The organism is Methylobacter luteus IMV-B-3098 (genome assembly GCF_000427625.1).
Lineage (GTDB): Bacteria > Pseudomonadota > Gammaproteobacteria > Methylococcales > Methylomonadaceae > Methylobacter > Methylobacter luteus.
Map to the genome: position 1 here is coordinate 4,390,535 of NZ_KE386569.1, position 23,832 is coordinate 4,414,366.

Annotated in this window: 21 protein-coding genes; 11 read left to right on the forward strand and 10 right to left on the reverse strand. The window is 43.7% G+C overall.

The window, feature by feature from the left end:
- Positions 1 to 21: 21 nt before the first annotated feature.
- From METLU_RS0122750 to METLU_RS28160, 10 genes are all read right to left on the reverse strand, one after another.
- Positions 22 to 1,176 carry a toxic anion resistance protein gene (locus METLU_RS0122750; RefSeq protein ID WP_027160210.1) on the reverse strand — a complete coding sequence of 385 codons (1,155 nt, stop codon included), beginning with the start codon at positions 1,174 to 1,176 and terminating at the stop codon, positions 22 to 24.
- Positions 1,177 to 1,203: 27 nt separating this feature from the next.
- Entirely contained in the window at positions 1,204 to 2,049 is an 846-nt protein-coding gene (locus METLU_RS0122755) for a 5-bromo-4-chloroindolyl phosphate hydrolysis family protein (protein WP_027160211.1), read from the reverse strand.
- A complete protein-coding gene (locus METLU_RS28510) occupies positions 2,049 to 2,195 on the reverse strand; it encodes a hypothetical protein (RefSeq protein WP_196806591.1) in 147 nt (48 codons plus the stop codon). Before METLU_RS28510 ends, METLU_RS0122755 begins: the two co-directional genes overlap by 1 nt.
- 242 nt (positions 2,196 to 2,437) lie before the next feature.
- A complete protein-coding gene (locus tag METLU_RS0122765) occupies positions 2,438 to 3,037 on the reverse strand; it encodes an exosortase system-associated protein, TIGR04073 family (RefSeq protein WP_027160212.1) in 600 nt (199 codons plus the stop codon).
- 57 nt (positions 3,038 to 3,094) lie between these two features.
- Positions 3,095 to 5,383, reverse strand: a complete 2,289-nt coding sequence (locus METLU_RS0122770) for a Tex family protein (RefSeq protein WP_027160213.1) — start codon at positions 5,381 to 5,383, stop codon at positions 3,095 to 3,097.
- Positions 5,384 to 5,479: 96 nt separating this feature from the next.
- Positions 5,480 to 6,247, reverse strand: a complete 768-nt coding sequence (locus tag METLU_RS0122775) for a metallophosphoesterase family protein (RefSeq protein WP_051300152.1) — start codon at positions 6,245 to 6,247, stop codon at positions 5,480 to 5,482.
- Positions 6,231 to 6,917 (reverse strand): hypothetical protein, encoded by a 687-nt coding sequence (locus METLU_RS0122780; RefSeq protein WP_027160215.1) that lies wholly within the window; start codon positions 6,915 to 6,917, stop codon positions 6,231 to 6,233. Before METLU_RS0122780 ends, METLU_RS0122775 begins: the two co-directional genes overlap by 17 nt.
- A gap of 124 nt (positions 6,918 to 7,041) precedes the next feature.
- Entirely contained in the window at positions 7,042 to 9,252 is a 2,211-nt protein-coding gene (locus METLU_RS0122785; protein WP_027160216.1) for a GumC family protein, read from the reverse strand.
- Between the two features lie 127 nt (positions 9,253 to 9,379).
- Entirely contained in the window at positions 9,380 to 9,931 is a 552-nt protein-coding gene (locus METLU_RS0122790) for a polysaccharide biosynthesis/export family protein (protein ID WP_027160217.1), read from the reverse strand.
- 136 nt (positions 9,932 to 10,067) lie between these two features.
- Positions 10,068 to 10,229: a hypothetical protein gene (locus tag METLU_RS28160; protein WP_155920683.1), complete on the reverse strand. Its 162-nt coding sequence runs from the start codon at positions 10,227 to 10,229 to the stop codon at positions 10,068 to 10,070.
- Positions 10,230 to 10,960: 731 nt separating this feature from the next.
- On the opposite strand from METLU_RS28160, the gene METLU_RS0122805 reads away from it, so the two are divergent.
- The 11 genes from METLU_RS0122805 (at position 10,961) to METLU_RS0122855 (ending at position 23,652) form a co-directional block, all read left to right on the forward strand.
- A complete protein-coding gene (locus tag METLU_RS0122805) occupies positions 10,961 to 11,254 on the forward strand; it encodes a hypothetical protein (RefSeq protein ID WP_027160218.1) in 294 nt (97 codons plus the stop codon).
- A 165-nt stretch (positions 11,255 to 11,419) separates the two neighbouring features.
- Complete coding sequence (locus METLU_RS0122810; RefSeq protein ID WP_081679179.1) at positions 11,420 to 12,679, forward strand: outer membrane beta-barrel protein; 1,260 nt, start codon at positions 11,420 to 11,422, stop codon at positions 12,677 to 12,679.
- 43 nt (positions 12,680 to 12,722) lie between these two features.
- Positions 12,723 to 12,887, forward strand: coding sequence for a hypothetical protein (locus METLU_RS28165; protein WP_155920685.1), 165 nt, complete (start codon positions 12,723 to 12,725; stop codon positions 12,885 to 12,887).
- Between the two features lie 19 nt (positions 12,888 to 12,906).
- A complete protein-coding gene (tviB, locus tag METLU_RS0122815) occupies positions 12,907 to 14,175 on the forward strand; it encodes a Vi polysaccharide biosynthesis UDP-N-acetylglucosamine C-6 dehydrogenase TviB (RefSeq protein ID WP_407939121.1) in 1,269 nt (422 codons plus the stop codon).
- A gap of 3 nt (positions 14,176 to 14,178) precedes the next feature.
- Positions 14,179 to 15,195: an NAD-dependent epimerase gene (locus tag METLU_RS0122820; protein ID WP_027160221.1), complete on the forward strand. Its 1,017-nt coding sequence runs from the start codon at positions 14,179 to 14,181 to the stop codon at positions 15,193 to 15,195.
- A gap of 580 nt (positions 15,196 to 15,775) precedes the next feature.
- Entirely contained in the window at positions 15,776 to 17,044 is a 1,269-nt protein-coding gene (locus METLU_RS0122830) for a lipid II flippase MurJ (protein WP_027160223.1), read from the forward strand.
- Between the two features lie 26 nt (positions 17,045 to 17,070).
- Positions 17,071 to 17,580, forward strand: a complete 510-nt coding sequence (locus METLU_RS0122835) for an acyltransferase (RefSeq protein WP_027160224.1) — start codon at positions 17,071 to 17,073, stop codon at positions 17,578 to 17,580.
- A gap of 364 nt (positions 17,581 to 17,944) precedes the next feature.
- Positions 17,945 to 19,807: an asparagine synthase (glutamine-hydrolyzing) gene (gene asnB, locus METLU_RS0122840; protein ID WP_027160225.1), complete on the forward strand. Its 1,863-nt coding sequence runs from the start codon at positions 17,945 to 17,947 to the stop codon at positions 19,805 to 19,807.
- 208 nt (positions 19,808 to 20,015) lie between these two features.
- Positions 20,016 to 21,464: an O-antigen polysaccharide polymerase Wzy gene (gene wzy, locus METLU_RS0122845; RefSeq protein ID WP_027160226.1), complete on the forward strand. Its 1,449-nt coding sequence runs from the start codon at positions 20,016 to 20,018 to the stop codon at positions 21,462 to 21,464.
- Positions 21,452 to 22,522 (forward strand): glycosyltransferase family 4 protein, encoded by a 1,071-nt coding sequence (locus METLU_RS26295; protein WP_051300154.1) that lies wholly within the window; start codon positions 21,452 to 21,454, stop codon positions 22,520 to 22,522. The genes wzy and METLU_RS26295 overlap by 13 nt, the downstream gene beginning before the upstream one ends.
- Positions 22,519 to 23,652, forward strand: coding sequence for a glycosyltransferase family 4 protein (locus tag METLU_RS0122855; protein ID WP_027160227.1), 1,134 nt, complete (start codon positions 22,519 to 22,521; stop codon positions 23,650 to 23,652). The genes METLU_RS26295 and METLU_RS0122855 overlap by 4 nt, the downstream gene beginning before the upstream one ends.
- Positions 23,653 to 23,832: the final 180 nt, after the last annotated feature.

Here is a 23,832-nt window from a genome sequence, read left to right on the forward strand (position 1 = left end):
TGGTAAAAAATAATTAATGGTTTAACTGGCTGCCTTGGCATGCGCCGAGGCCAGCGTTTTGCGCAGTTCGGTTTCGCATTGCTCCAGTTGCGCGACCGCTTCGCTGCGCATCTTCTTGCCCTGGTCGGCGATCTGCAGGCTTTCCTCTATCGTCGCGATCAAAGTCTCATTGGCTTTTTTGACCGTTTCAATGTCGAATACGCCGCGTTCCAGCTGTTTGCGGGTTTCGGCATTGGCCTGTTTCAGATTTTCGGCGTTCGCGGCCAGCAGCTCATTGGTCAGATCGGTCGCGGCTTTGACCGTTTCCGCTGCTTGCGACGAGCGGTAAATGGTCACGGCCGTCGCCAGTTGCTGACGCCATAGCGGCACCGTGTTGACGATGGTCGAATTGATCTTGTTGACCAGTCCTTTATCGTTTTCCTGCACGAGGCGGATGCCGGGCAGGCTTTGCATCGACACCTGCCGGGTCAGGCGCAGGTCATGCACGCGCCGTTCTAGGTCATCGCGGACCGCGCGCAGGTCGCGCAGGTTTTGCGCGTCAATGATTTCGGCGCTGGTTTCGGCTTTTTTGGCCTGTTCCGGAATAATGACTTCATCCAGCTGGCGCAGTTTCTCTTCGCCGGCGGCGATATAATCCTCGAGCGTATGGAAATAGTCGAGATTGGCCTGATAGAGTTTGTCCAGCGAGATGATGTCGGTCAGCAGATTGGTTTTGTGCCGCTCCAGCTTATCGGTGATGGTATCGATCTGTTTGCGCACTTCTTCGTATTGCTGCAGGAATTTGACGACCGGCTTGGCCTTGCCCAGCAAGCGGTCGAAAAAGCCCTGTTTCTTGTTCGGGTCCAGATCATCGACTTCGAAACCGCGTATCGTCGCCACCATTTCGTTCAAATCATCGCCAGCCGGTCCGATTTCCTTGTTTTTGACGCCGTCCAGCATGCGGTCGGAAATCGTGGTCAATTGTTCCTGCGCCTTGTTGCCGAAGAAAATGATCGATTGGGTATTGTTGACATCGATCTCGCTCAGTAATTTCTGAATCTGCTGTTGCCTTTCCACCGGCGCTTTGGCAATCGGGACCATGTCGGCTGTGACTCCGGGGACAATCTCCCTTGACGCGGAGCTATCGGTCGTGTCGGTTGCCGCTTGAGTCGTCGTGGATGCCTGTTGTTCACTCATGATTGAATCCTCTATGGTGTGAGGGCATCAAAGGATGCCTTCTCGTTTGAGCTGTGTGGCTAAAACCTCGATTTTCACATCCAGATCAAAAACATCCTCTTCCAATAACTTTTGATGCTGTTCCTGGAATACCGATTCGATGGTTTCCAGCACATTGCGGAAATTTTGTTCCAGCTCCCCGGATTGGGTTTGCGGATGGGTCTTGGCGTAGCCTTCTGTCACCTGTCTGGCGCCGTCCAGATAGACATTGAGGAATTTGCGTGCGCGGCGGATATCGCGCGGGTCGGCCTCGATTTCGGCCAGAATGCTGTCGGCAATCTCGCAAATGCGTTCGATGCGCTGGTTTAACTCGGCGTTGCGAATCCGGTCGTTGGCCTGTTCTATACCGCGGATGATGCGCGACGAATCCTCGAGAGTCTGCAGGATTTCATCCCTGGAATAGCCATGCGCGGCGACTATGTTTTTCTCTTTGCGTGGATCGAAGCCGTAACTCAAATACATGCCCAGAAATGCGCCGACCGCGAACAGGAGCGCTACCGGCAGTGGGCGTCCGGCACCCAGCCAGGCAACCATGCCGGTAGTCAACGCTGCTATAATGGCCGCTGTCATTTTCAGCGGCTGGGGCGGGCGGGCGATGCGGCTTTTATTATAAATATGCTCGGCCTGAAGCCCCTTGCGCACGCACCAGGCCGCCAGCATATAAAGCCCGAAACCGATGGCGTTGACAAGAACGCCCAACAAATGGCCTTTTCCCAGTGCGATAAACGTCGCCGGAATCAGTGCCAACGGCAGGAAATAAAGCAGTAATCCGCGTGGGGAATAGCGTTGCAAGGTATCGGCGACAAACCGTTTGGGTTTCCTTAATTGATTCATTACTGTGCCCGCTGGCTGGCTGGAAGGGCTTCAGCAGCATAGCTGGAATTTAATGGCTCGGCCTTCACCAGCGATTGGCAGGTCGCCAGACCTATTGTGGCAACCAATATGATAAAACCGAGCACTCTGCGTAATATAACGGGCATCGACCTCAACTCCCATCAGCGTTAATTTAATTTTCATTATCCACTACAGTCATGACATCTGTAAAACAACGTACGGACTGTTTCTGTGACATGGTTAAGCATCCCGAGTTTCCAACTATATATAGTGGTGTCGATTTTCAGATTTTCAACGTTGAGGGGGTGTATATCCGCATCAAACAAAAAAGCCCGGCGGGATGTTCCGTCGGGCTTTTTTGTTTGATAGGGTTAAAAGAAAATAGGGTTTACTTCATCATTTCTTTTTTGAAGTAGTTGTCCAACGTTCTGTTGGTGTCTCTGGTGTATTCATCAGAGTGGTCGACTACAGGTGCGCTGGGTTGTTGCACGACTGGCGCCGCAGGCTCTGCAACCGCTACGGGCTTGGCAGGAGGTGCTTCAGTCGTATCCAGACGGAACACTTCGCCATAGGTGGTGTCGACATCAAAATCCTCCCAGATATAAACCGGATAGGCGACCGGTTTGGTAGGAATTGGAATCGTGATCAGATCGGCAACGCCGACGCCCAGGCGACCGGCCATATTCACCACGCCTTTGAAAAGTCCGCCGACTATGCCGTAGAAGACATTGCTCTGATTGGTGGTGTTGATCATATTCTTGGGAATTTCCAGCCAACTTGTCGTCAGGTTCGCAAATGCGGACGACGCTTTTCTGCCGACTTTGCCGCCATAAGTTGTCGGCTGATGTGATTTGTCAATCAGCGGCGCGGCTGTATAAGACGTATCACCATAACCCTGTTGCATGTCGGCGGCCTGGGTCAAGGGGGTGTAGGCCGTCAGCAGACCTGTTAATAATAGCGGTGCAAAAAAGCGGTCAAGTTTAGTCATGTTAAGTCCTGCGCATTGGTTTAATAGTTCACTCAAGTATAGCAGAGCTTTTTCGAATTATTTTTTGAGCGCCTTCGCAAATGCGTTAGCCATCGAACCATTGGTTTTTTGGGGCTCAGGGCTTTGCTGTCTGGGTTTCCTGTCCGGTTTTACATGGGGACGTTCGGACCTGGGGACGGCTTCAGCCGGCTCTTTTTTCATGGTCAGCGAGATCCGCTTGCGCTCGACATCGACTTCCAAAACCTTGACCTTGACCAGATCGCCGGTTTTCACGACCTCGCGCGGATCTTTGACAAAGGTATCCGATAAATGCGAGATATGCACCAGGCCGTCCTGATGCACGCCGATGTCGACAAACGCGCCGAAATTGGCGACGTTCGTGACCACGCCGTCCAGCGTCATGCCCGGTTTGATATCGGTGATTTTCTCGACGCCGTCTTTGAACTGCACGCTTTTGAACTCAGGGCGCGGGTCGCGGCCCGGTTTTTCGAGCTCCTGCAGGATATCGGTCACGGTAGGCAGACCGAAGTGTTCATCGGTGTAATTGGCCGGGTTCAGCGTGCGCAGGAAATGGCTCTGACCGATCAGGTCGCGTATCGATTTGCCGGTGCTCTCGATGATCGCTTCGACGACCGGATAGGCTTCAGGGTGCACCGCCGAGGCATCGAGCGGATTGTCGCCGTTCATGACGCGCAGAAAGCCTGCGGCCTGTTCATAAGCCTTGTCGCCGAGCCGAGGCACTTTTTTCAGTTGCGCGCGGTTCCGGAACGGGCCGTGCTCATTGCGGAACGCGACGATGTTTTCGCTGACGCTGGCCGACAGCCCCGAGACCTGTTTCAGCAAGGCCACCGACGCGGTGTTGACATCGACGCCGACCGCGTTCACGCAATCCTCGACGACGGCATCGAGGGTGCGCGCCAATTGCACCTGATTGACGTCATGCTGGTATTGGCCGACGCCGATCGATTTGGGCTCGATCTTGACCAGTTCGGCCAGCGGGTCCTGCAGGCGCCGGGCGATCGACACGGCGCCGCGTAACGATACGTCGAGTTCGGGGAATTCTTTGGCGGCCAGCTCCGAGGCCGAATACACCGACGCGCCGGCTTCCGATACGGTCAGCTTGGTGAATTTAAGCTCGCTGTGCCGTTTGAGCACATCGGCGACGAGCTGGTCGGTTTCGCGCGAGCCGGTGCCGTTGCCGATGCTGACCAGGTCCACCTTGTGCTGCGCGATCAGCCGGGCTAGCGTGTCTATCGACTGGTCCCACTGATTGCGCGGCGCGTGCGGGTAAATCGTCTCGGTTGCCAGCAGTTTGCCGGTCGGATCGACGATCGCGACTTTGACGCCGGTGCGGATGCCCGGGTCCAGTCCCATCGTGGCCTTGGGGCCGGCCGGCGCGGCCAGCAGCAGGTCTCTTAAATTGCTCGCGAAGACACGTATGGCCTCAAGCTCGGCCGCCTCGCGCAACCGCAGTTTCAAGTCCAGGTCGATGCGCGTGAACAGCTTGATTTTCCAGGCCAGACGGGCCGTTTCAGCCAGCCAGGCATCGGCCGGTCTGGACGCGTCGGTGATACGGAGATGGCGCGCCACCAGCTGCGCGCAAAGATCGTGTTCCTCTTTTTCTTCGGCGCCGGGTTTGAGCGCAATGTTCAGCAGGTCTTCATTGCGGCCGCGGAACAATGCCAAGGCGCGATGGGATGGGATCTTGTTGATGGCTTCCTGGTAATCGAAGTAATCCTGGAATTTGGCTGCTCCCTGTTCTTTGTCCTTGACGACCGTGGCATGCAGGATGCCTTTCTGCCAGATGCGCTCGCGCAGTTCGGCCAGCAGCTCGGCATCTTCGGAAATGCGCTCCATGATGATCTGACGTGCGCCTTCGAGCGCGGCGGCGATGTCCGGCACGCCTTTGTCGGCATCGATATAGCTGGCCGCGATCTGTTCCGGAATCAGGCCGCGGTCATCGAGCAAGGCGTCGGCCAAAGGTTCGAGCCCGGCTTCACGCGCAATCTGCGCTTTCGTGCGCCGTTTGGGCTTGTAGGGCAGGTATAAGTCTTCGAGCAGGGTTTTGGTATCGGCCTCGTGGATGGCTTTTTCCAGTTCCGGCGTCAGCTTGCCCTGGGAACTGATGCTGTCCAGTATGCTTTTGCGGCGCTCGTTCAGTTCGCGCAGATAAGTCAAACGCTCTTCCAGCAATCTTAGCTGGGTATCATCGAGGCCGCCGGTCACTTCCTTGCGGTAACGGGCGATAAACGGTACTGTCGCGCCTTCATCCAGTAACGATACGGCGGCGCTGACTTGTCGGCTGTTGACGGATAATTCTTCGGCTATACGTTGGATTACGTCCATTTTTTAGGGTTTTGTTCGGTTTGAAAAACAGGCATTGTAGCAGCATGTAGCGCTGGCAAGCATTTAGGGATTAACGGCGATTGAATGATCTGACTGTTATACAGGCCGAGTCTGGATAAGTCTTTGCTGGTCTGCCTGTAATACCAGGCATGTCAGGATGCCCGATGCATAAGCTCCGGTGTCGATGCCTATGCGATTAGGCAGCAGTTCAGGTTCATCAGTTATGGTATGGCCATGGACGATAATTTTTTCATAGGACTTCTTTACACTGATAAATTGATTGCGTATCCACAGCATGTTCTCAGGTCTTTGCCGGGATAGCGGAAGGTCGGGGTCGATGCCGGCATGAACGAAGAAATAAGAGCCCAATGAATAGGAAAATAAAGTATTGTTCAGAAACTGAAAATGCGCGCGCGGCAGGTTTTTTAACAACCGTTGTTGTATGGTTATAAAGTCTTCGCGTTTGGACGGTATTTTGGCGTCACAGGCATTATAACTGGCTAAAGTCGTCTGGCCGCCATAAGTAAACCAGGAGCGCCCAACGGATTCTTCGCGCAGGAAATCGAGCATGGTCTGTTCGTGATTGCCTCGCAAATAAACGTATCCGATACCCGGCTGTTCATTCTGTAACAGTTCCTCGATGACTTCCCGGGATTGCATGCCTCTATCGATAAAGTCGCCCAGATATATCATGATCACGCGGCCGGAAAAGCCGGCCGCATCCTGTTTGATTTGGCTCAGCAGTTTAACCAGCAGGTCATGGCGGCCATGAATGTCGCCGATACAATAAACGCGAGTGTTGTCGGGTAAAGCAGGTGTCGGGTAGGGTTTTGTTTTAAAGAATCGATTAATGAGTTGTTTCAAATTCTGCGACCATCTCTTTAAGAATAAGTGGATGACTATTGGTTAACAAAGCGCTAATGGTATCCATGTATAGCGTACTGTCAAAGGCTTTTATGAATCGTTTATGAGATAGATTCCAGGCGTCCACGACCTGGCCGCTTAACACATCCCTATCATGCTGTGTAAATGAAGGCAGCATCGATAAGCAAAGCCGGAGGCGCGGGATTAAAACAGCCGTTTCATGCGGGCCCGCCATAATGGACATCAATAATTTCTTTTGAATTTTATCAGGTTGTTCGTGTAATAAAACATCAATAGTCGCCAATTTATACCATAACCGCGAATTGGCCGGAGAACGGTGTAAAGATTGTTGGGCGCTGTCAGCTGATTGCTTCAATAAGGACTGACCGGCATCACTGTAGAAGTTTTGTTTTTGGGCCTGATAGTAAAAAAGCTCGCTTAAATCCTGCCAATAGTCAGGATGATCAGACAGCGCAATACTTTGCTGAGCGGTTTTAATCAGGCGGGATGCTTCGGTATCGTCCACTGGCCGATGCCGGGCAATCTTTTCAATCCCGGTTTCAACCGGTATATGGTTGAGCGCTGCTTTAACCCTGGGCAATGCGATAAAACATAAAGCCAGGCCAAGACATAAAATGCAAAACGAAAGAAAATGCTTGAAGCTTATCATGGAAATTAGCCGGAAATGATCAATGAACTTGTTGGAGGTATTATATGACCGCGATTAAGTCATCCTGCGCCGGGTTCAGCTACCTCAAATTTATTGTTGACCCTTTAATACCCGTTATTGGTCATCAATTAGAATAATACTGTCCATACTTGCCGTAATGATAAAAATGCCCGGAATTGCTGGAAGAAAAACCACCATATTGCTTTAAGTTCACCTGCTGCAAAGCAATGCCGGCAATATTGGCATTGGCGCTGAACATTTGCTGCAAGCCGGCTTTAATGACTTTGCGGGGCGTTTTATCCCAATTGACTACATAGATGGTTTTATCCATGAGCGAGGCCAGAATACGCGCATCGGCAACGGCCATAACCGGAGGCATATCAAAAATAACCAAGTCAAATTTTTCCTTCATGATACTGATGAATTTTTTCATTCGATTCGAATTGAAAAGTTCGGTCGAATTAACATAGTCGGCATGCCCTTTGGGCATTACGTAAAGATTCGATTTTTCGTCTTTAAATATAAAATCAACTATATTTTTCCCGTCAGATACAAGCAAATCGGTCAGTCCCTTGGATCTGGTCAGCAAGCCGAGCTTTTGCTCGATTGTCGGCCGTCTCAAATCGGCATCGATAATGATGACCCTCTGCCCTGATTGAACTGCCCCTCGAGCAAGACATAAGGCCAGTGTGCTTTTTCCTTCCGAGGGGACAGAGGATGTGATCATCACCGACTTAACCTCTTTATCAGGAGAGGATAATTTGATGGACACCCGCAGGGAATTGATGGCTTCAGCAAGGCTTGAATGCGGCTTTGTCAGAATATGCTCAATGGCATCCTGTTCATTCATCATAGGGATCAAACCGATGGTGGGCATGCCTAAGTGCGATTCGACCTCTTCCGGGGACCTTAGTCCCGGATTAAGCATTTCAAGCATGAAAATGACTGCTGAGCTGATAACGCCCGCCATGGTAAAGATGACTATGAGTATCAGGGTTTTCTTTGGGGAAGAGGCCTGCTGCGGGATCTCGGCAGCCGAAATAACCCGCGCATCGGCTTCGGCCATGCCTTGTGTAGTGGATGTTTCTTTAAAGCGGTTTAAAAAGGTTTCGAATAATATCTTATTGGCGTTGGCTTCGCGTTCCAAAGCTCTTAATGCGACTTCATCCTTTTGGCTGCTGCCGGATTTGAATTCAATTGAGTTCAAACTGCCCTGCAGGCTTTGTTCGCGGCTGCTGGCTATATTGAGTTCATTCCTAAGGCCTGCGGCTATTTTTTTTATCTCAGACTGGATGTTGGCCTGCAGATCCGCGATTTCAGCCTGAATCCGAATCATTTTCGGGTGTTTGGGGCCAAATTCAACGGCCATCTCGGATATTTTTCGTTTAAGCTCGGCTTCCTGTTGGCGCAAGCTTTGGATCAGACTGGAGGATAACACTTCATGAGCCGTTTCAATGTCCCCGCCGTTCCTCAATAAATTTTCTACCTGGCTTAATCGGGCACTGGCTTCGGCGCGCGCCGCCTTAGCAATAATCAATTGGCTGTTAATCTCGGATAATTGTCCCTGAAGCAGTCCTTCACCCTGGGCGCCTCTGGATAAATTATGGGTACTGCGATAGATTTCCACCGCTTTTTCAGAGTCGGCCACTTTGACGCGTAACTCGGTCAGTTGGTCATTAAGCCAGGCAGTGGCTTTCTCGGTGGCTTCAAATTTGGCTTCAAGCTGATCGACAATATAAATATCGGCATGGGTATTGGCTATTTTTGCGGCCAGTTTGGGATCGGTAGACTTAAAAGTAATCAGGATAACCTGAGAACCCCTGACCGGTGTCGCCGTTAATTTCTCCAGATAAATATCCGTCGCCTTTGCCAAACGTCGTTCTTCGGCTTCTTCTTCGGTTAATGGCTCGGAATGCGTGCCTAGCGCTTCTTTAAACTCATCAGGAATCCAGTTGACAGGATTCAGGTTTGAAAGAAAGCTTTTTTCCTTAAGCGCTGGATTAAACTCGGCACGGTCTAATAAGTTGAGTTTAGCGATAACTTTCTTAGCCAGACTTCTTGAGGTTAAAATTTCCACTTCACTTTTTACAGCATCGTCAGTGCTCATGTCGCCGCTTAACACGGCTTTGACATCAACAACTTGAGCTTTTGCCGCGCCCACCAGAATCTTGGCTTCGGCCGTATATTTCGGTGTTAATTGAAACAAAACAATGGCACCGGCAATAAAAACAGACACGAAAACCGCAATGAACATCTGGCGGCGTAGCCAGAACACATGCAGTATATGACTTATTGATAGGGTTTCTTCATCTTGAAACGCAGTATTATTGTCCATTGTCGCAAATGAGGGTTTGCTTGGCTGCATGAGGGAAGTCCTTGAGAGCTTATAAAATTAAAGGTAATAGCTTTGTAGAAAGTGACTTTGCCGCCAAATCGCAGCAAAAACACTTTTCCGCGGAACATTAAAACATCCGTTCATCGACTCTGATGATGTCGCCTGGCATAACCGGCATATCCATATTCGCTTGTACTTCTTTTTGTGCTGAGTCGTTCGCATGAATCACAAAAACATGGCCCTGTTTGGCACGGTAAGTAAATCCGCCGGCAATAGCGACAGCCGTTAAGTAAGTCATGCCGCTTACGTAAGGGTAGGAATCCGGCTTTTCCACTTCACCTAAAATATAAAAAGGCCTGTAGTTGAGCATCTGAATGCTGAATTTAGGATTCAGAATATAATCGGGACTCAATTTGGATCTTAATAACTCTTCAAATTCCGAGAGACTAAGATTCTTGGCAGTGATCGTGCCTATGAGTGGTACCGAAACATTGCCGGCACCATCAACGGTGTATTCGCCGGTTAAGTCTTCATGATTGAAAACGGTGATTTTTAATTTGTCGCCGCTGCCCAAACGATAGTTTTGATCTTTTTGATCTTCAGCATGTGTGTTAAATACAATAAAGAAAACAAGGAAAATTATGTTTGGAAAATGCAAGAAGATAAGATTTCTTTTCACTTAAAATACCTTTTATTTAAGTTAATTCTATTCTTTAGTTCGTAATATCTGGAGATGATGGTATATACGGATAAATCAGATTTTAACTATTATTTACTATTAAGAGTTTGATGTCTCAAAAGCCATAGGCTCGCAGTCATGTATAAATGGCTATAATGAGTTCATGGTAAAAAGTCAGCATGTATTTTTTCAAAAAGACAGCGCCAGTTTCATCAATGGCTTCAATTATGTTGTAGCTTTCTGGGTTATCTGAATGAGCATCACTCAAACAGCTATTTCGTGTTTTTACTTCATTCAATCATTATCGTTAAAATCCAAAGCAGCGCAGATAAATCACGACCTGTCATCGTTTTGTCATAAATGGCGGAGCTAGCGTCAATCTGGCGCCGATGATATTCAATTATTGCTCCGTTTTTATTCTTGCGGGACGACTCGATGGTTAGACTCAAGCCCGTTTTATCGACATGGGTTGCTCAATCCCACCAATCTGCGCTGGTTTGATCAATGCAGCAATCTCTGTGGACCTGTTTGAAACGTATGGTTTTTAACGAGGCGCTGGAGTCATTCTTGATCAGCTTCGAGCAATTTCATTGGTTAATTCCCATTTTTATTTGCCCTTTATATTATAAAAACGGAACTGCAATGCATATCAATTTTTTGTGAAGAACTTAACATATTGTTGAAACTATAATTAAGTTTATTATATTTTCTGTTATCTAAACTCATAATTTATAAACTTTGTGATGAGAGTCACCTTTATTTTTATGGCATCAGTTATACTGCTTGCAGGTTTTAAGTCTTGAGTTAAATTAGGTTTAAATTAAGTCTAATTTTATTGAGACTGGTTACATCAGAAAACAAGTTAATCTATTTTTAACTTAATTGGTATTGGATATATTGAATTATGTAATAAAATTAATATTATTTTATATTCTTAATTATATTAAATATTATTGACGATTTTATTTCGTTTTATGTTATCTAGGCCATACTGTTTATCGATTTTAATGAATATAGGTATATTTAATTATGAAAAAAATTTTATTAGTTTTGGCCTTGGCCGCATTTTCCTCTTTAAGTTATGCAGATAATAATGGAAAAAATGATGCGAAAGAGCATGTGAATGAAGCTATTGAAGATATTCTGGAAAACAATGGCAAAATTCCAGCGAACGAGACCGCAAAGGCTGTTAAGGAATTAAAGTTGAGTGTTCGGGATGCTGTACTAAACGGTCTTATTTCTCGGCTAGAAGGTTCAAATGCTTTAAACGGGCTTGAAAACGCGCTTAAAAACGGTGGTGGAAACCCAGTATCACCTAGCTGATTTGTCAGTTGAAATTTAATGGGTGATTAAAGAGATAGGTACATCATAAGAGCCAATCGGCTTGAAAGTGATGAGTATCTTTTGATAAGGGCTTTAGTCGCGCTGCCGTGACTAAAGCCTTTTTTACAATGGGTGGGTAAGCGCCTTAATATTGTTAGATGTTGCATGGCTAGAAAGAAAATCAGAATTTTTAAGTATGTTGTTTTGCCGTTGGCATCAGTTTGTTCGGCATCTGTATGGGGTGCGGACGTGGAAAGAGGTGTGGGCGTCAATGAGCGGACAATCAGGGATTATAGTCCTGCAGGTATCAGAGCCGGCAGTTTCATGATTCATCCCTTTTTTGAAAACCAGAATGAATACAAGGACAACATTTATTCACAGCAAAATAACACCCAAGACGACTTTATTTTTCACTTGCAGCCAGGAGTTAATGCAAGAAGCAACTGGAACCGTCACGCATTAGAAGCCAATGTCAGCACGGATATGCAGCTTTATTCCTCGCATAGTAGTGAAGATAAAGAAAATTATGCCTTCGATTTGAATGGTCGTCTGGATGTATTGAGAGAAAACTTCGCTACAGCAAAATTTTATTATGCTCATCAATACGAAGACAGGGGCTCACCTGATTCCCCTTTTAATGCCTCAAAACCTGTTCAGTATGATACAACCGGCGGTTTGATCGGTTATGAGCATAAAATCAATCGCATTCGATTTAATGTTCTAAATGATACCCAACATCTGGACTATGAAAACAGCATAAGCAGTAGCAACACTTTTATTAATAATGATGACCGTGATCGTCAGAAAAATACGTCGACCGGACGTATTGGCTACGAGATCATGCCGGGATATGAAGCATTTGTCAGAGGCAGTTACAACTTTATCGAATATGATCAAAAATTTGATGATTTTGGCCTCCAGCGTTCGTCGGATGGTTATGAAGTGGTTACCGGTATTGCCTTAGATTTTACCGGGAAATTAGTGGGTGATGCTTATATCGGGTATGCAAGGCAAGAATATGATGATGCTCAGTTAAAAACTATCAGTGATATAACTGGCGGTTTTGGCCTGAAATGGATGCCAACGGGACTGACTACAGTTTCCGCCCGAGTTGACAGAGCCATTAACGAGACAACTCAGGGTTTTTCATCCGGCTACTTCAGTACTGCATCAACTGTAACTATCGATCATGAATTACTGCGCAACGTATTGCTAAATGCCAGTGCCGGCTACATCTTCAATGATTACCGAGGCGGGGCAGGCCGCCAAGAAGATATTTATTATGCAGGTATATCAGCAAAATATCTGCTTAATCGCAATTTCTTTCTTAAAAGTGGATACAACTTCAGAACCAGATCAACAAACTTCAACAATGCTGACTACGATATTAACAATGTTTATTTTTCATTGGGTGCGCAGTTGTAAGTCAGTTTAAAATTGAAAAGCTGACAGAAAAAACGGTTGGTTTATGTTTAAAAAAGCTGTTGGCTTTAAACTTAAAAAGATATTTTTAATCGATAATGGCCCTTCGGGTACAGAAAATATCAGCCTTCCATGGAAAGATCGGATGGTTGTGATAGCGGCTCGGTATTGTTTGACTGCGCCTGAAGGTTGGCCTCTTCATGATATTTAGGAGATATATTTTGAAAACACTGGAACAAACAAAAATAGCAATAGTTGGATTAGGTTATGTAGGATTGCCCCTTGCTGTAGAATTCGGCAAAAAATATCCAACCATCGGTTTTGATATCAATCAAAAACGCGTACAGGAATTGCAGTCAGGCCAGGATTTGACGCTGGAAGTCAGCAGTGAAGAGCTTGGTCAGGCAGCACTTTTAAGCTATACCGCCTCGTTAAAAGATATTAAAAACTGCAATGTTTATATTGTTACCGTACCTACACCCATCAATGAACACAAACAGCCGGATTTAACGCCGCTGATAAAAGCCAGCGAAGCTATCGGAACAATACTGAAACCCGACGACGTGGTTATTTATGAATCAACCGTCTATCCCGGCGCCACCGAAGAAGTGTGCGTGCCCTTACTGGAACAACACTCGGGTCTCAAATTCAACGAGCAATTTTATGCGGGCTATAGTCCGGAGCGTATCAATCCGGGCGATAAGGAGCACCGCGTCACCAACATTCTCAAAGTGACTTCAGGCTCTACTGAAGAAACTGCGGATTATGTGGATAGCCTTTATAAAAGCATTATTACCGCCGGTACACATAAAGCCAGCAGTCTCAAAGTAGCCGAAGCGGCCAAGGTCATTGAAAATACCCAGCGTGATGTCAATATCGCCTTGATCAATGAGCTGGCCATCCTGTTCAACCGTCTGGATATTGATACTGAAGAAGTCTTGTTGGCTGCGGGAACCAAATGGAATTTCCTGCCGTTCAGGCCCGGATTGGTAGGCGGACATTGCATCGGCGTGGATCCTTACTACCTCACTCATAAAGCTCAGGCTGTCGGCTACAATCCTGAAGTTATCCTGTCAGGACGACGCATCAATGATCGCATGGGCGAATATGTGGTATCGCAGCTCATAAAAAACCTATTGAAAAAGCGCATCCATATTCAGCAGGCCGATGTCTTGATCATGGGGCTGACCTTTAAGGAAAACTGCCCCGATTTACGCAATACCCGGGTGGTCGATATCATCAAAGAACTGCAGGACTATGAAGTTAATGTCCATGTCTATGATCCTTGGGTCAGTCCGGAAGAAGCCATGCATGAATACGGCATCGCCTTAATTGAAAAACCGGAAGCAAAAAAATATGACGCCGTCATCCTGGCTGTTGCGCATGAGCAATTCAGGCAACTGCCCATTGAACAGATTAAAGGGTACGCCAAGCCGAATTCTGTGATTTATGACCTTAAATATCTTTTTCCCGCCAACCAAACTGATGACAGGCTATAACCCATGAAAGTATTAGTCACCGGCACCGCTGGCTTTATCGGCAATCACCTGGCCATCAAATTACTGGAAAGAGGCGATGAAGTCATCGGTGTGGATAATCTTAATGATTACTACGATGTCAACCTGAAAAAGGCCCGCCTGGCTCGCATTCTGGATCATAAGAATTATACCGACGTGCGCGCCGATATCGCCGACCGGGAAACGATGGAGCGGCTGTTTAAACAACATCAGCCTCAACGGGTCGTCAACCTGGCCGCACAAGCCGGTGTCCGATATTCCATAGAGAATCCTCATGCTTATATCGACAGTAACATCGTCGGCTTTATCAATATTCTGGAAGGCTGCCGGCATCATCAGGTAGAGCATCTGGTTTATGCCTCCAGCAGCTCGGTTTATGGCGCCAATGAAACCATGCCGTTTTCCGTGCATGACAATGTCGATCATCCGCTCAGCCTGTATGCCGCCTCCAAGAAAGCCAACGAACTGATGGCGCATACCTACAGCAATTTATATCAACTGCCGACCACCGGGCTAAGGTTTTTTACCGTTTACGGTCCGTGGGGAAGGCCGGATATGGCTCTGTTTTTATTTACCAAGGCCATACTGGCGGGCGAGCCTATCCAGGTATTTAACTATGGCAAGCATCGCCGGGATTTTACTTATATCGATGATATCGTCGAAGGCATCATCAGAACGCTGGACAATCCCGCCAAGCCCAACCCGGAATGGACCGGCAAACTGCCGGATCCGGGCACCAGCAAGGCGCCATGGCGGGTCTACAATATCGGCAACCAAAACCCGGTCGAATTGCTGACTTATATAGAAACCCTGGAAAAAGCCCTGGGTAAAACAGCAGAAAAACAGCTGCTGCCATTACAGCCCGGGGATGTACCGGATACTTATGCCGATGTGGAAGCGCTGGTAACGGATGTAGGGTACAAACCCGATACGACTATCGAAAAAGGCATTGGAAAATTTGTTGATTGGTATCTGGCGTACAACAACGTAACAACCAATTAATTTCATTTTTCCGGAAACTCTTGCCGGCAAGCCGAGGCAAAGGCGGGTGCTTAAATATTATTGGTTATCGACATAATAGCCGAAGTACTAAAAAGCTCCTGTTCCGTGAAATGTGATTTTGGTACAAAAAGATCAAGGGCGAGGGTGATTATCCTTAGTGGATGCGTTAGATGTGCTGATGTATATCAGCGCCACCCGAATCCTGTTCAATAGAAAAGGCGTAAAAATACTCCTGAAAAAGAAGTCAATCAGACGCGAAGACGTAAGTTCTAAGTTGATAAGGGATTCGTGGTCGATGTCGGATCAGGCTATAGAACCTTATAAGTTTCAATTAACCGTCACATTGAAACTATGGCCCGGGAAGGGCTTCTTCTTATTATTTTGTCGCTGAGAAGTTTAAAAATATTTGTCTGAATAAATAATGATCCAGGACAATTGATGATTATGAATGGCTTACTCAAGCTACTAAAGTCTTAATATAAATCGTTATGATTAGATTTATGCTCAATAAGCGAGCGTAAACAATTTAGCCAAATATCAAAAAAAACATATAACTTTTAATTTTAAAATTGGCAATATAATGTTTAGCAAAAGTTTACAGTATAATTTATTGTCACTTATAAATATAGCTATTTCATTTGTGTTTATTATTTTTTTGGGTCGCAAATTTGGTGCGGGCGCCAATACCGATATTTACTTTGTTTCCATTGCAATAGTGGGTTATATGGGTATTTTGGCTCAATGTGTATGGGGAGCTATGAGTCCCTATTATGCAAAACTAAAAGTAGAAAACTTACAGTTGGCATCAAAATTATATTCAGTATTACTCAATAATGTAATTATGATCTCTTTTGTAGAGATTCTGCTATATTTTTTAATCACCGATAATTTTCGTGTAATTTCCCCGGGTAAAAAAGAGTTTCTAGATATATTTATTTATTATTTAGTTCTTCAAAGTATTATTTTATTTAATAAGTCATTGTTGAATCTTGAGAAGCACTTTGCTGTTTTTTACCTGGTTGATATTTTTATAACAAGTGTTAATTTAATAGTCTTATTATTTTTTTCAGAAGGCAATATACTCATTATTGCATATTCTACTATCGTTGCCGCTATATTAGCCGTTATATGGCAACTCTACCTGGTCTTTTTCAGATTGAATTATAGATATCGGTTATCCATTTATCAAAAAGATATGCCTAATATCTACCGAAACTCAATAAAAATGAATATTGGTTTGTTGCTATATGGATTCAAGGATATTATTTTAGTCTCTGTTTTTACGAGCTTTGGTAGCGGCGTTTATTCGTTATTCAATTATGCTAATAAGTTCTCGGTGGCTTTGTTTCAGATAACTAATGCACCAATAGTGAACGTATACGTAGCTAAGCTTAATGAAGTTGTTGCCCATAAAAAGTTTAATGAAGTTAACGGATTGAGAAGGGATGTCTTAGTTCAAACAGTTCTCTTGCTTGTGATAGGGTTCACGGTATTATATTTCATTTTGCCTTATATTTTGGGTCTGTTTTTTAAAGGTAAATTCTCTTTTGAAGAGATTAAAGAAATACAACGCATTTTTAGTTATATGGCTGTGTTCTACTTTGTATGGGCAATAAACATTCCCTATTCCAGAGCAATATCAATATTTAAATTATTTAATTACAATCTGCTTGTGAATTTTGTGTTTTTTGCTTTGATTTGTTCAGCATATATGGCTTTTAAGATTTACTCATTAAGTTATGTTGATATGTTATTGTTATTTTCATTTGCACAATTTACAAATCTAATTTTATATTTTATAAAAAATAAGCAGTTTTTAAAAAAGAAAGAAGAACTAAGTGCATGCTGAAGCAAATATAATTTCGATAAACTAAAATGAATAAAATATTAAAATATCTGGCTTATAAATTTCTTAGTCCGGTGAAGTACGCAAAATTTATAGGTGTTAAATTAGGAGCCAATCCTATTATTAATACAAAGTATTTTGGATCTGAGCCTTACTTGATAGAAATCGGTGACAATATTCGAACTTCTATAAATGTATATTTTCTTAATCATGATGGTGCTGTGCATGTTTTAAGGAATTTACATAAGGAATTTGAAAAAGCTGATTTATTTAGAAAGATTATTATCGGAAATAATGTTTATATTGGTATTAATGTAACTATATTATCAGGTACTAAAGTTGGAGATAATGTTATTATCGGGGCCGGTAGTCTTGTCAGAGGCGAATTAAAATCCAATAGTGTTTATGCCGGGGTGCCAGTTAAATATATTTGCTCAATTGATGAATTTAAAGAAAAAAATAGTCATCTTTTCATAAATACACTTTCAACAGAGCAAGTTAAAAAAGAAAAAATTATAAGGACGATGTTTAATTTATAAGAAGGATTTTATCTGGAATCGGCTCATAAGCTTCTAGTGATATTCGCTAAAAATGTTGGTGCTCGTTTGCACAAGCCGATATGAGGGAGTTTAAAACGTTGTTCTTGATACAGCGACAGCGGATGTTCATTTAGTTTTAGTGAAAGACCAGATACAGAAAAATTTTAGACGAAACCTCCGCGTTATTTGCGCCATTCGATAATGCTGGTGCGCTATCAGGCGTGATTAATTGAACTCTTCAGACACTCTGGCCGCTCCAGCTAACTGCTAACGTGTCTGCTTACATAAAAAATTAACAATTGAAGCAATTACTGAAACCTATTCACGAAGGTACGTAATTGTTTTTAATAAGGAGTGCTGTGTAATGTGCGGTATTGTGGGTATTGCCTCTAGCTCGCCGGTTGAGCAGCAAGCATGGCTGCTTAAAGGACGTGATGCCATGACGCATCGTGGGCCAGATGATGCAGGAGAATGGTGGTCTGCAGATAAACGAGTAGGCCTGGCTCATCGGCGACTCTCTATTGTGGATCTTTCTCCGGCTGGACATCAGCCAATGCACGATATGACAAAGAATCTGACTATCGTATTCAATGGTGAAATCTACAACTATCTCGACTTGAAGCAAGAGCTTAAAGGAAAAGGCTACGTCTTCAATTCTCACAGTGACACTGAAGTGATCCTCTCGGCCTACCTTGAGTGGGGAACGGAATGTCTTTCACGGCTCAACGGCATGTTCGCTTTTGCCCTATACGATGCCAGGGTAAAAAAAATTTTTCTGGCTCGTGATCGGGCCGGGGAAAAACCTTTGTTCTATGCGCAGGCTAGCGGTGAATTACGTTTTGCCTCTGAACTGAAAGGGTTGTTGGCTGATTCCGCATTCAACCATGCTATTAATTACGAAGCGCTGGATTGTTATTTATCCATGGGCTATATCCCGGGCGATCACTGCGCGATACAGGGCGTGAATAAACTGCCGCCAGCACATGCAATACTGTTTGATTGTGCAATGGGTACAATCAAAGTGTGGCGCTACTGGAGTCTGCCAGAGCAGGATGTTTTCCCCACCTCCTTCCAAGTCGATGAAGATGAACTACTGGACGAGTTGGAAGTGCTCTTGCAGGATGCGGTTCGTCGTCAATTAGTCGCGGATGTGCCTGTCGGCGTTCTGTTAAGTGGAGGCGTTGATTCGAGTTTAATAACTGCAATGGCGGTGCGTGAATCTAGCCGAGTTAAAACCTTTAACGTGGGGTTTCCAAGTTTTGATAAATACAATGAAGCCCCGCATGCGCGCCTAATAGCTCAGAACTTTGGGACTGAGCATATCGAACTCCAAGCAGACGATGTCAGTCCCGATTTATTGCCTATTTTAGCGCGTCAATATGATGAGCCGATGGTTGACTCTTCCATGATTCCCACTTACTTGGTTAGCCAGTTGGTAAGACAGCACTGCACCGTGGCGTTAGGTGGCGATGGGGGTGATGAATTATTCGGCGGGTATGCTTATTACAACCGGCTTTTATGGACGCATCAAAAATTTGGATGGATTCCCACGGCGCTGCGCAAACCTCTTGCAATCGGCGGTAGTTTGCTGCCTACAGGATTCAAAGGACGGCACACGTTACAGTCTCTCGGAACTGATCTTTCCCGGGATCTGCCGTCAGTTGCTACTTATTTTGATCCTTTAGCTCGCCGACAATTGTTAAGCTCCATTGATTCTTGCTCTCCAGTAGCAGAAAAGATTCGTAGTAAGCGAGTTCCTCAAACAACGGATCTTCTGCAACGCGTTACTCGTATGGATTTCAATAATTATCTGGCAGAAGACATTTTAGTCAAAGTAGATCGAGCCAGCATGTTAACTTCACTGGAAATCCGCGCACCGCTGCTTGATTACCGCATCATTGAATTTGCCTTTGGTCGAGTGCCGTCGTCTCTTAAAACAACAATAGATCAACGCAAGATTCTACTAAAGCGGCTTGCCGCTCGCGTTTTGCCTCCAGAATTCGATCTGCAACGCAAACATGGTTTTTCCATTCCGTTGCCTAATTGGTTGAAAGCTGGCTTGTGGCGGGAAATGTTTTATGAAGTTTTGCTGGATAAGCAATGTTTATTCGATCGAAACGCTGTAAGTCAATTGCTTCAAGGGCAGGATTCCGGAAAACACAATAGCGAACGGTTGTTTAGCTTAGTGCTGTTTGAACTTTGGCGACGTGAATATCAAATTTCATAATAATTGAATATCCGTTAACCGAAAAAATAAAAACAGTAGATGGTATTGGATATCTGCAATATGCCAGCTTCCGGACTTGATAATTTACAAACTTTGGCACAGATCAGGTCTTAATTAAATTAAGGTGGGGGCGGAGTTGAAAAGATGATTTGTTAATAGTGATCCAAGTACTGAGGAATTAACATCGAAATTATTAAGACTTGGTAGCATGAGAATCATTGTGGGCCTTTTGTTGGGAATCTATAGCTTGATAAAAATAAATGCAATATACATTAGATTAGCTTTTATTCTCTTATTATTGGTGCTTTTTTTTGTAAAGCCTGAATTTGAAAGTGTAACTGATCCCGAAATTTTACTTATTTATATTATTGTCTTTTTTGCTGCAACTTTTATTCATTTATTAAGTGAAAAAGATAATAAAAATTGGTTTCGTTTGGACATTATGTTCCTTTTAGGCTATGGAATAGTTCATTTTCAATGGCCGATTATGTTTTCTATTAGTGAAGTTTATCCGGATAAATTCGCAAAAGTCACAATGAGTTCCTTTTATGTCAATTATGGAACATGGCTCGCGGCAGCAGGTATTGTATCCTGGTTTTTAGGGCATTCTTTTCTGGCGATAAGAACAGTGCCTGTTAATGTCGATTATTCTTTTAGTTATAAAAAATTGTTATGGCTTACTGTAATATTAAATGTGCTGTTTCTATCTACAGCAGGATCTGATTATTTATCAGGCGGTGTATATAAAGGCTCGGGAGGCTCAGCTGCGGGTGAAGGTATTGCAGCATATTTTCAGTTACTTCTTTCATTTTCAATAGTAGTTATAACCGCTACTATTTTATTAAACTATAAGAATAATTTTAAATTTAATAGTATGGTCTGGCTGCTAAGCTTGGATAAAAAATATTTATTTCTGACTATTTGCTATATTTTGTTATTTTTTTCTATTGGTGATAGAGGGGCATCGATACAAGTTATTTTTGCATTTCTTGTTTTATTTGGAAGCTTAATTAGACCTATAAAATTTATAGAACTAATTATAATGACTATTATCGGGTCGCTATTGTTAACATTGATCGGGTTAGGAAGAAGCGCTAAGGATGGCGATAATATATTATCATCAGGGTTAGATAACTTCGAAATGACATCGGGTTATGATATTACTTTGGAACTGGCGAATAGTGCAAGAACACTATACAGCACATTATCAGCTGTACCGCAATATCATGATTATTTCTATGGCAAGCTTTGGCTTGACAAAATACTGAGTATTTTCCCTTTTGCTCAGAATATTTATTTACAGCTTTCAGAAGATGTTACCTATGAAATGGGTTCGTCGGCATATATTACATATTTGAAATTTGGACTTTACCCACCCTCGGGCGAAGGAACTTCCCTGGTAGCGGATATATTTCTAAACTTCGGTTTGATCGGCGTATTGTTTTGCTTATTTCTTTTAGGAATGTTTTTTAAGAAAGTAGAAAACGAGCTTAAGCTACAGCAAAACTATTATTGGATGGTAACAGCCGCTTTGCTTGCTAGCATGGCATTTTATATGGGGCGGGGCAGTTTTTTTGATCCTCTTAGAATGATTATTTGGGGCCTGGGATTATCTTATTTTTTTGTTAGATGGAGGAAAAGAGAGTGTATAAGGTAGTTCTGGTTATTCCCACCATGCGTCAAGGTGGAGCTGAGCGAGTTATGTCAGAGCTGGCAAATGCCTGGAGCACTCAACAACATGAAATACACCTTGTATTATTAGCTAAATCTGAAAACTTTTATTATATCAACGATAATGTAATTATTCATAATCTAGGGTTTAGTCATTCGGGGCTATTCATTAAGGTTTTTAATGAACTGAAAGTTTTCTTTAAATTAAGAAAAATACTAAAAGAACAAAAGCCTGATTTTGTACTAAGCTTTATGAGTAAGTACAATATATTGACGATTCTTGCTGCTTCTTATCTGAATGTGAAAGTATTTGTCTCAGACCGAAGTAATCCTAAAAAAAAGTTGCCATTTCTTATCTCATTTCTAAGAAAAATTACTTATAGATTTGCTGATGGAATTATCGCTCAAACCAGTCTGGCTAAATTAGTTCTTGAAAAAAATACAGGTAATAGAAATGTAATGGTTATTCCAAATCCGTTAAAAGCTATTTCTATTTACGAAAATATTGAGAAAGAGAAAATTATATTAAATGTCGGCCGTTTAGTTAATGAAAAGGGTCAAAAGTATCTTTTAGAGGCATTCAAAAAAATTAAAGATACAGAATGGAAAATAGCTATATTAGGTGATGGACCGTTATATGATCAGTTAAAAAAACAGGCTGAAAGGTTAGGTTTAAATGATCAAGTAATAATGCCTGGTGCAGTTAATGAAATAGATAACTGGCTAGCTAAGGCATCTGTATTTGCTTTTCCATCCATCTCAGAAGGTTTTCCTAATGCGCTTGTAGAGGCAATGGCTGCTGGACTTCCCTGTGTCAGTTTTGATTGTGACGCCGGGCCAAGAGATATAATTATTGATGGCAAAAATGGCTACCTGGTGCCTGTGCGGGATGTTGAGCTTCTTGCTAACCGATTAGAAACCTTAATTAATAACGCAGAAATTAGGACGCAGTTATCCAAAGAAGCGGCAAATATAGTTAATGGTTTTGCTGTAGAAAAAATATCAGATGACTATCTAACATTCTGCACGGGCACAATAAAATGAAAATTATTGTAATTAACGCCCTAAGTGCTCTTCGAGGCGGCGGTCAGACTTATCTGATTAACTTGCTCAGTTATTTACCAGAAGGCGATTTTAAGGTCTTGCTTTTGGTAAATAGTCAGAATAAACAGTTGTTTTCACAATACAGTTCAGATCGTATAGAACTCTTTGAAGCGGTATGGGCGTCAAAAAGCATTCTGCACCGGACTATGTGGGAGCGGATTACTCTGCCTTTCAAGTTGAAAGAATGGCGAGCGACGATCTATTATGCGCCCGGTGGTGTCATGATTACCACCGCCCCAAAAGGCTGTCTCAGCGCCACTGCCTTAAGAAATATGCTGCCATTTGATGACAGGGAGCGGAAGCGGTTTCCGCTTATTTCAATTATTCGATTCAAACTGTGGTTGTTGCGCTTTGTGTTTTTGAAGTCATATCAAAAGTCAGATAGGGTCGTGTTTATATCCGAGTATTCAATGTCGGTTATTAAGCAATATATGCCGGATATAGAGAATAAAGGCGTTGTTGTTCCACATGGGCTTAACAGTCGGTTTTTAAATGCTGAAGATTCTTATGATTTGCCGGATATTCTGAAGCCAAACCAATTCTATCTGTATGTTTCAATATTGGATGTCTATAAGGCGCAAAAAGAGATTGTAAAAACTTGGAGGAAACTGCTGGACAATAATTTTCCGTATCCTCTGGTTTTGGCTGGGCCGAAATATAATCAATATGGCGAAGAAACCATGGCATTGATTGATCAGCTAGGGCTTGCGGATAAAGTGATTTACTTAGGAAAAGTTGATTATGAAAAATTACCCAGTCTTTATAAGTCTGCCAGGGTCTTGCTGTTTGCTTCATCCTGCGAATGCTGCCCAAATATCTTGCTTGAAAAACTCGCGGCCGGGAAACCGGTACTTTGTTCAAATATAGAGCCGATGCCTGAGTTTGGCGGGGATGCAGTAGTTTATTTTGATCCTTACGAGCCAGCCGATTTGTGTGAAAAAATCATGAGTACGGAAACAGATGCTTCAATGATGAATGAAATGGCTGATAGGGCGTATAAACAGGCGTTAAAATTTGATTGGAGCAATACTGCGCAAAAAACAATAGACTTTCTTATAAAAAATAATTAAATCAGATAAATAATTATTAATTTTAGATAAGTGCATATTCCAACCTAACAAGTCCATACAGATAGGCAGGTCCAGCCTAAAATTATTTACCGATATCCTATTAATATTGAAAAACAAACAAGCAGTATTAAAGGTGAATTTCATCACAAATTTTATAAGCTATTATATTTATAATGTAAT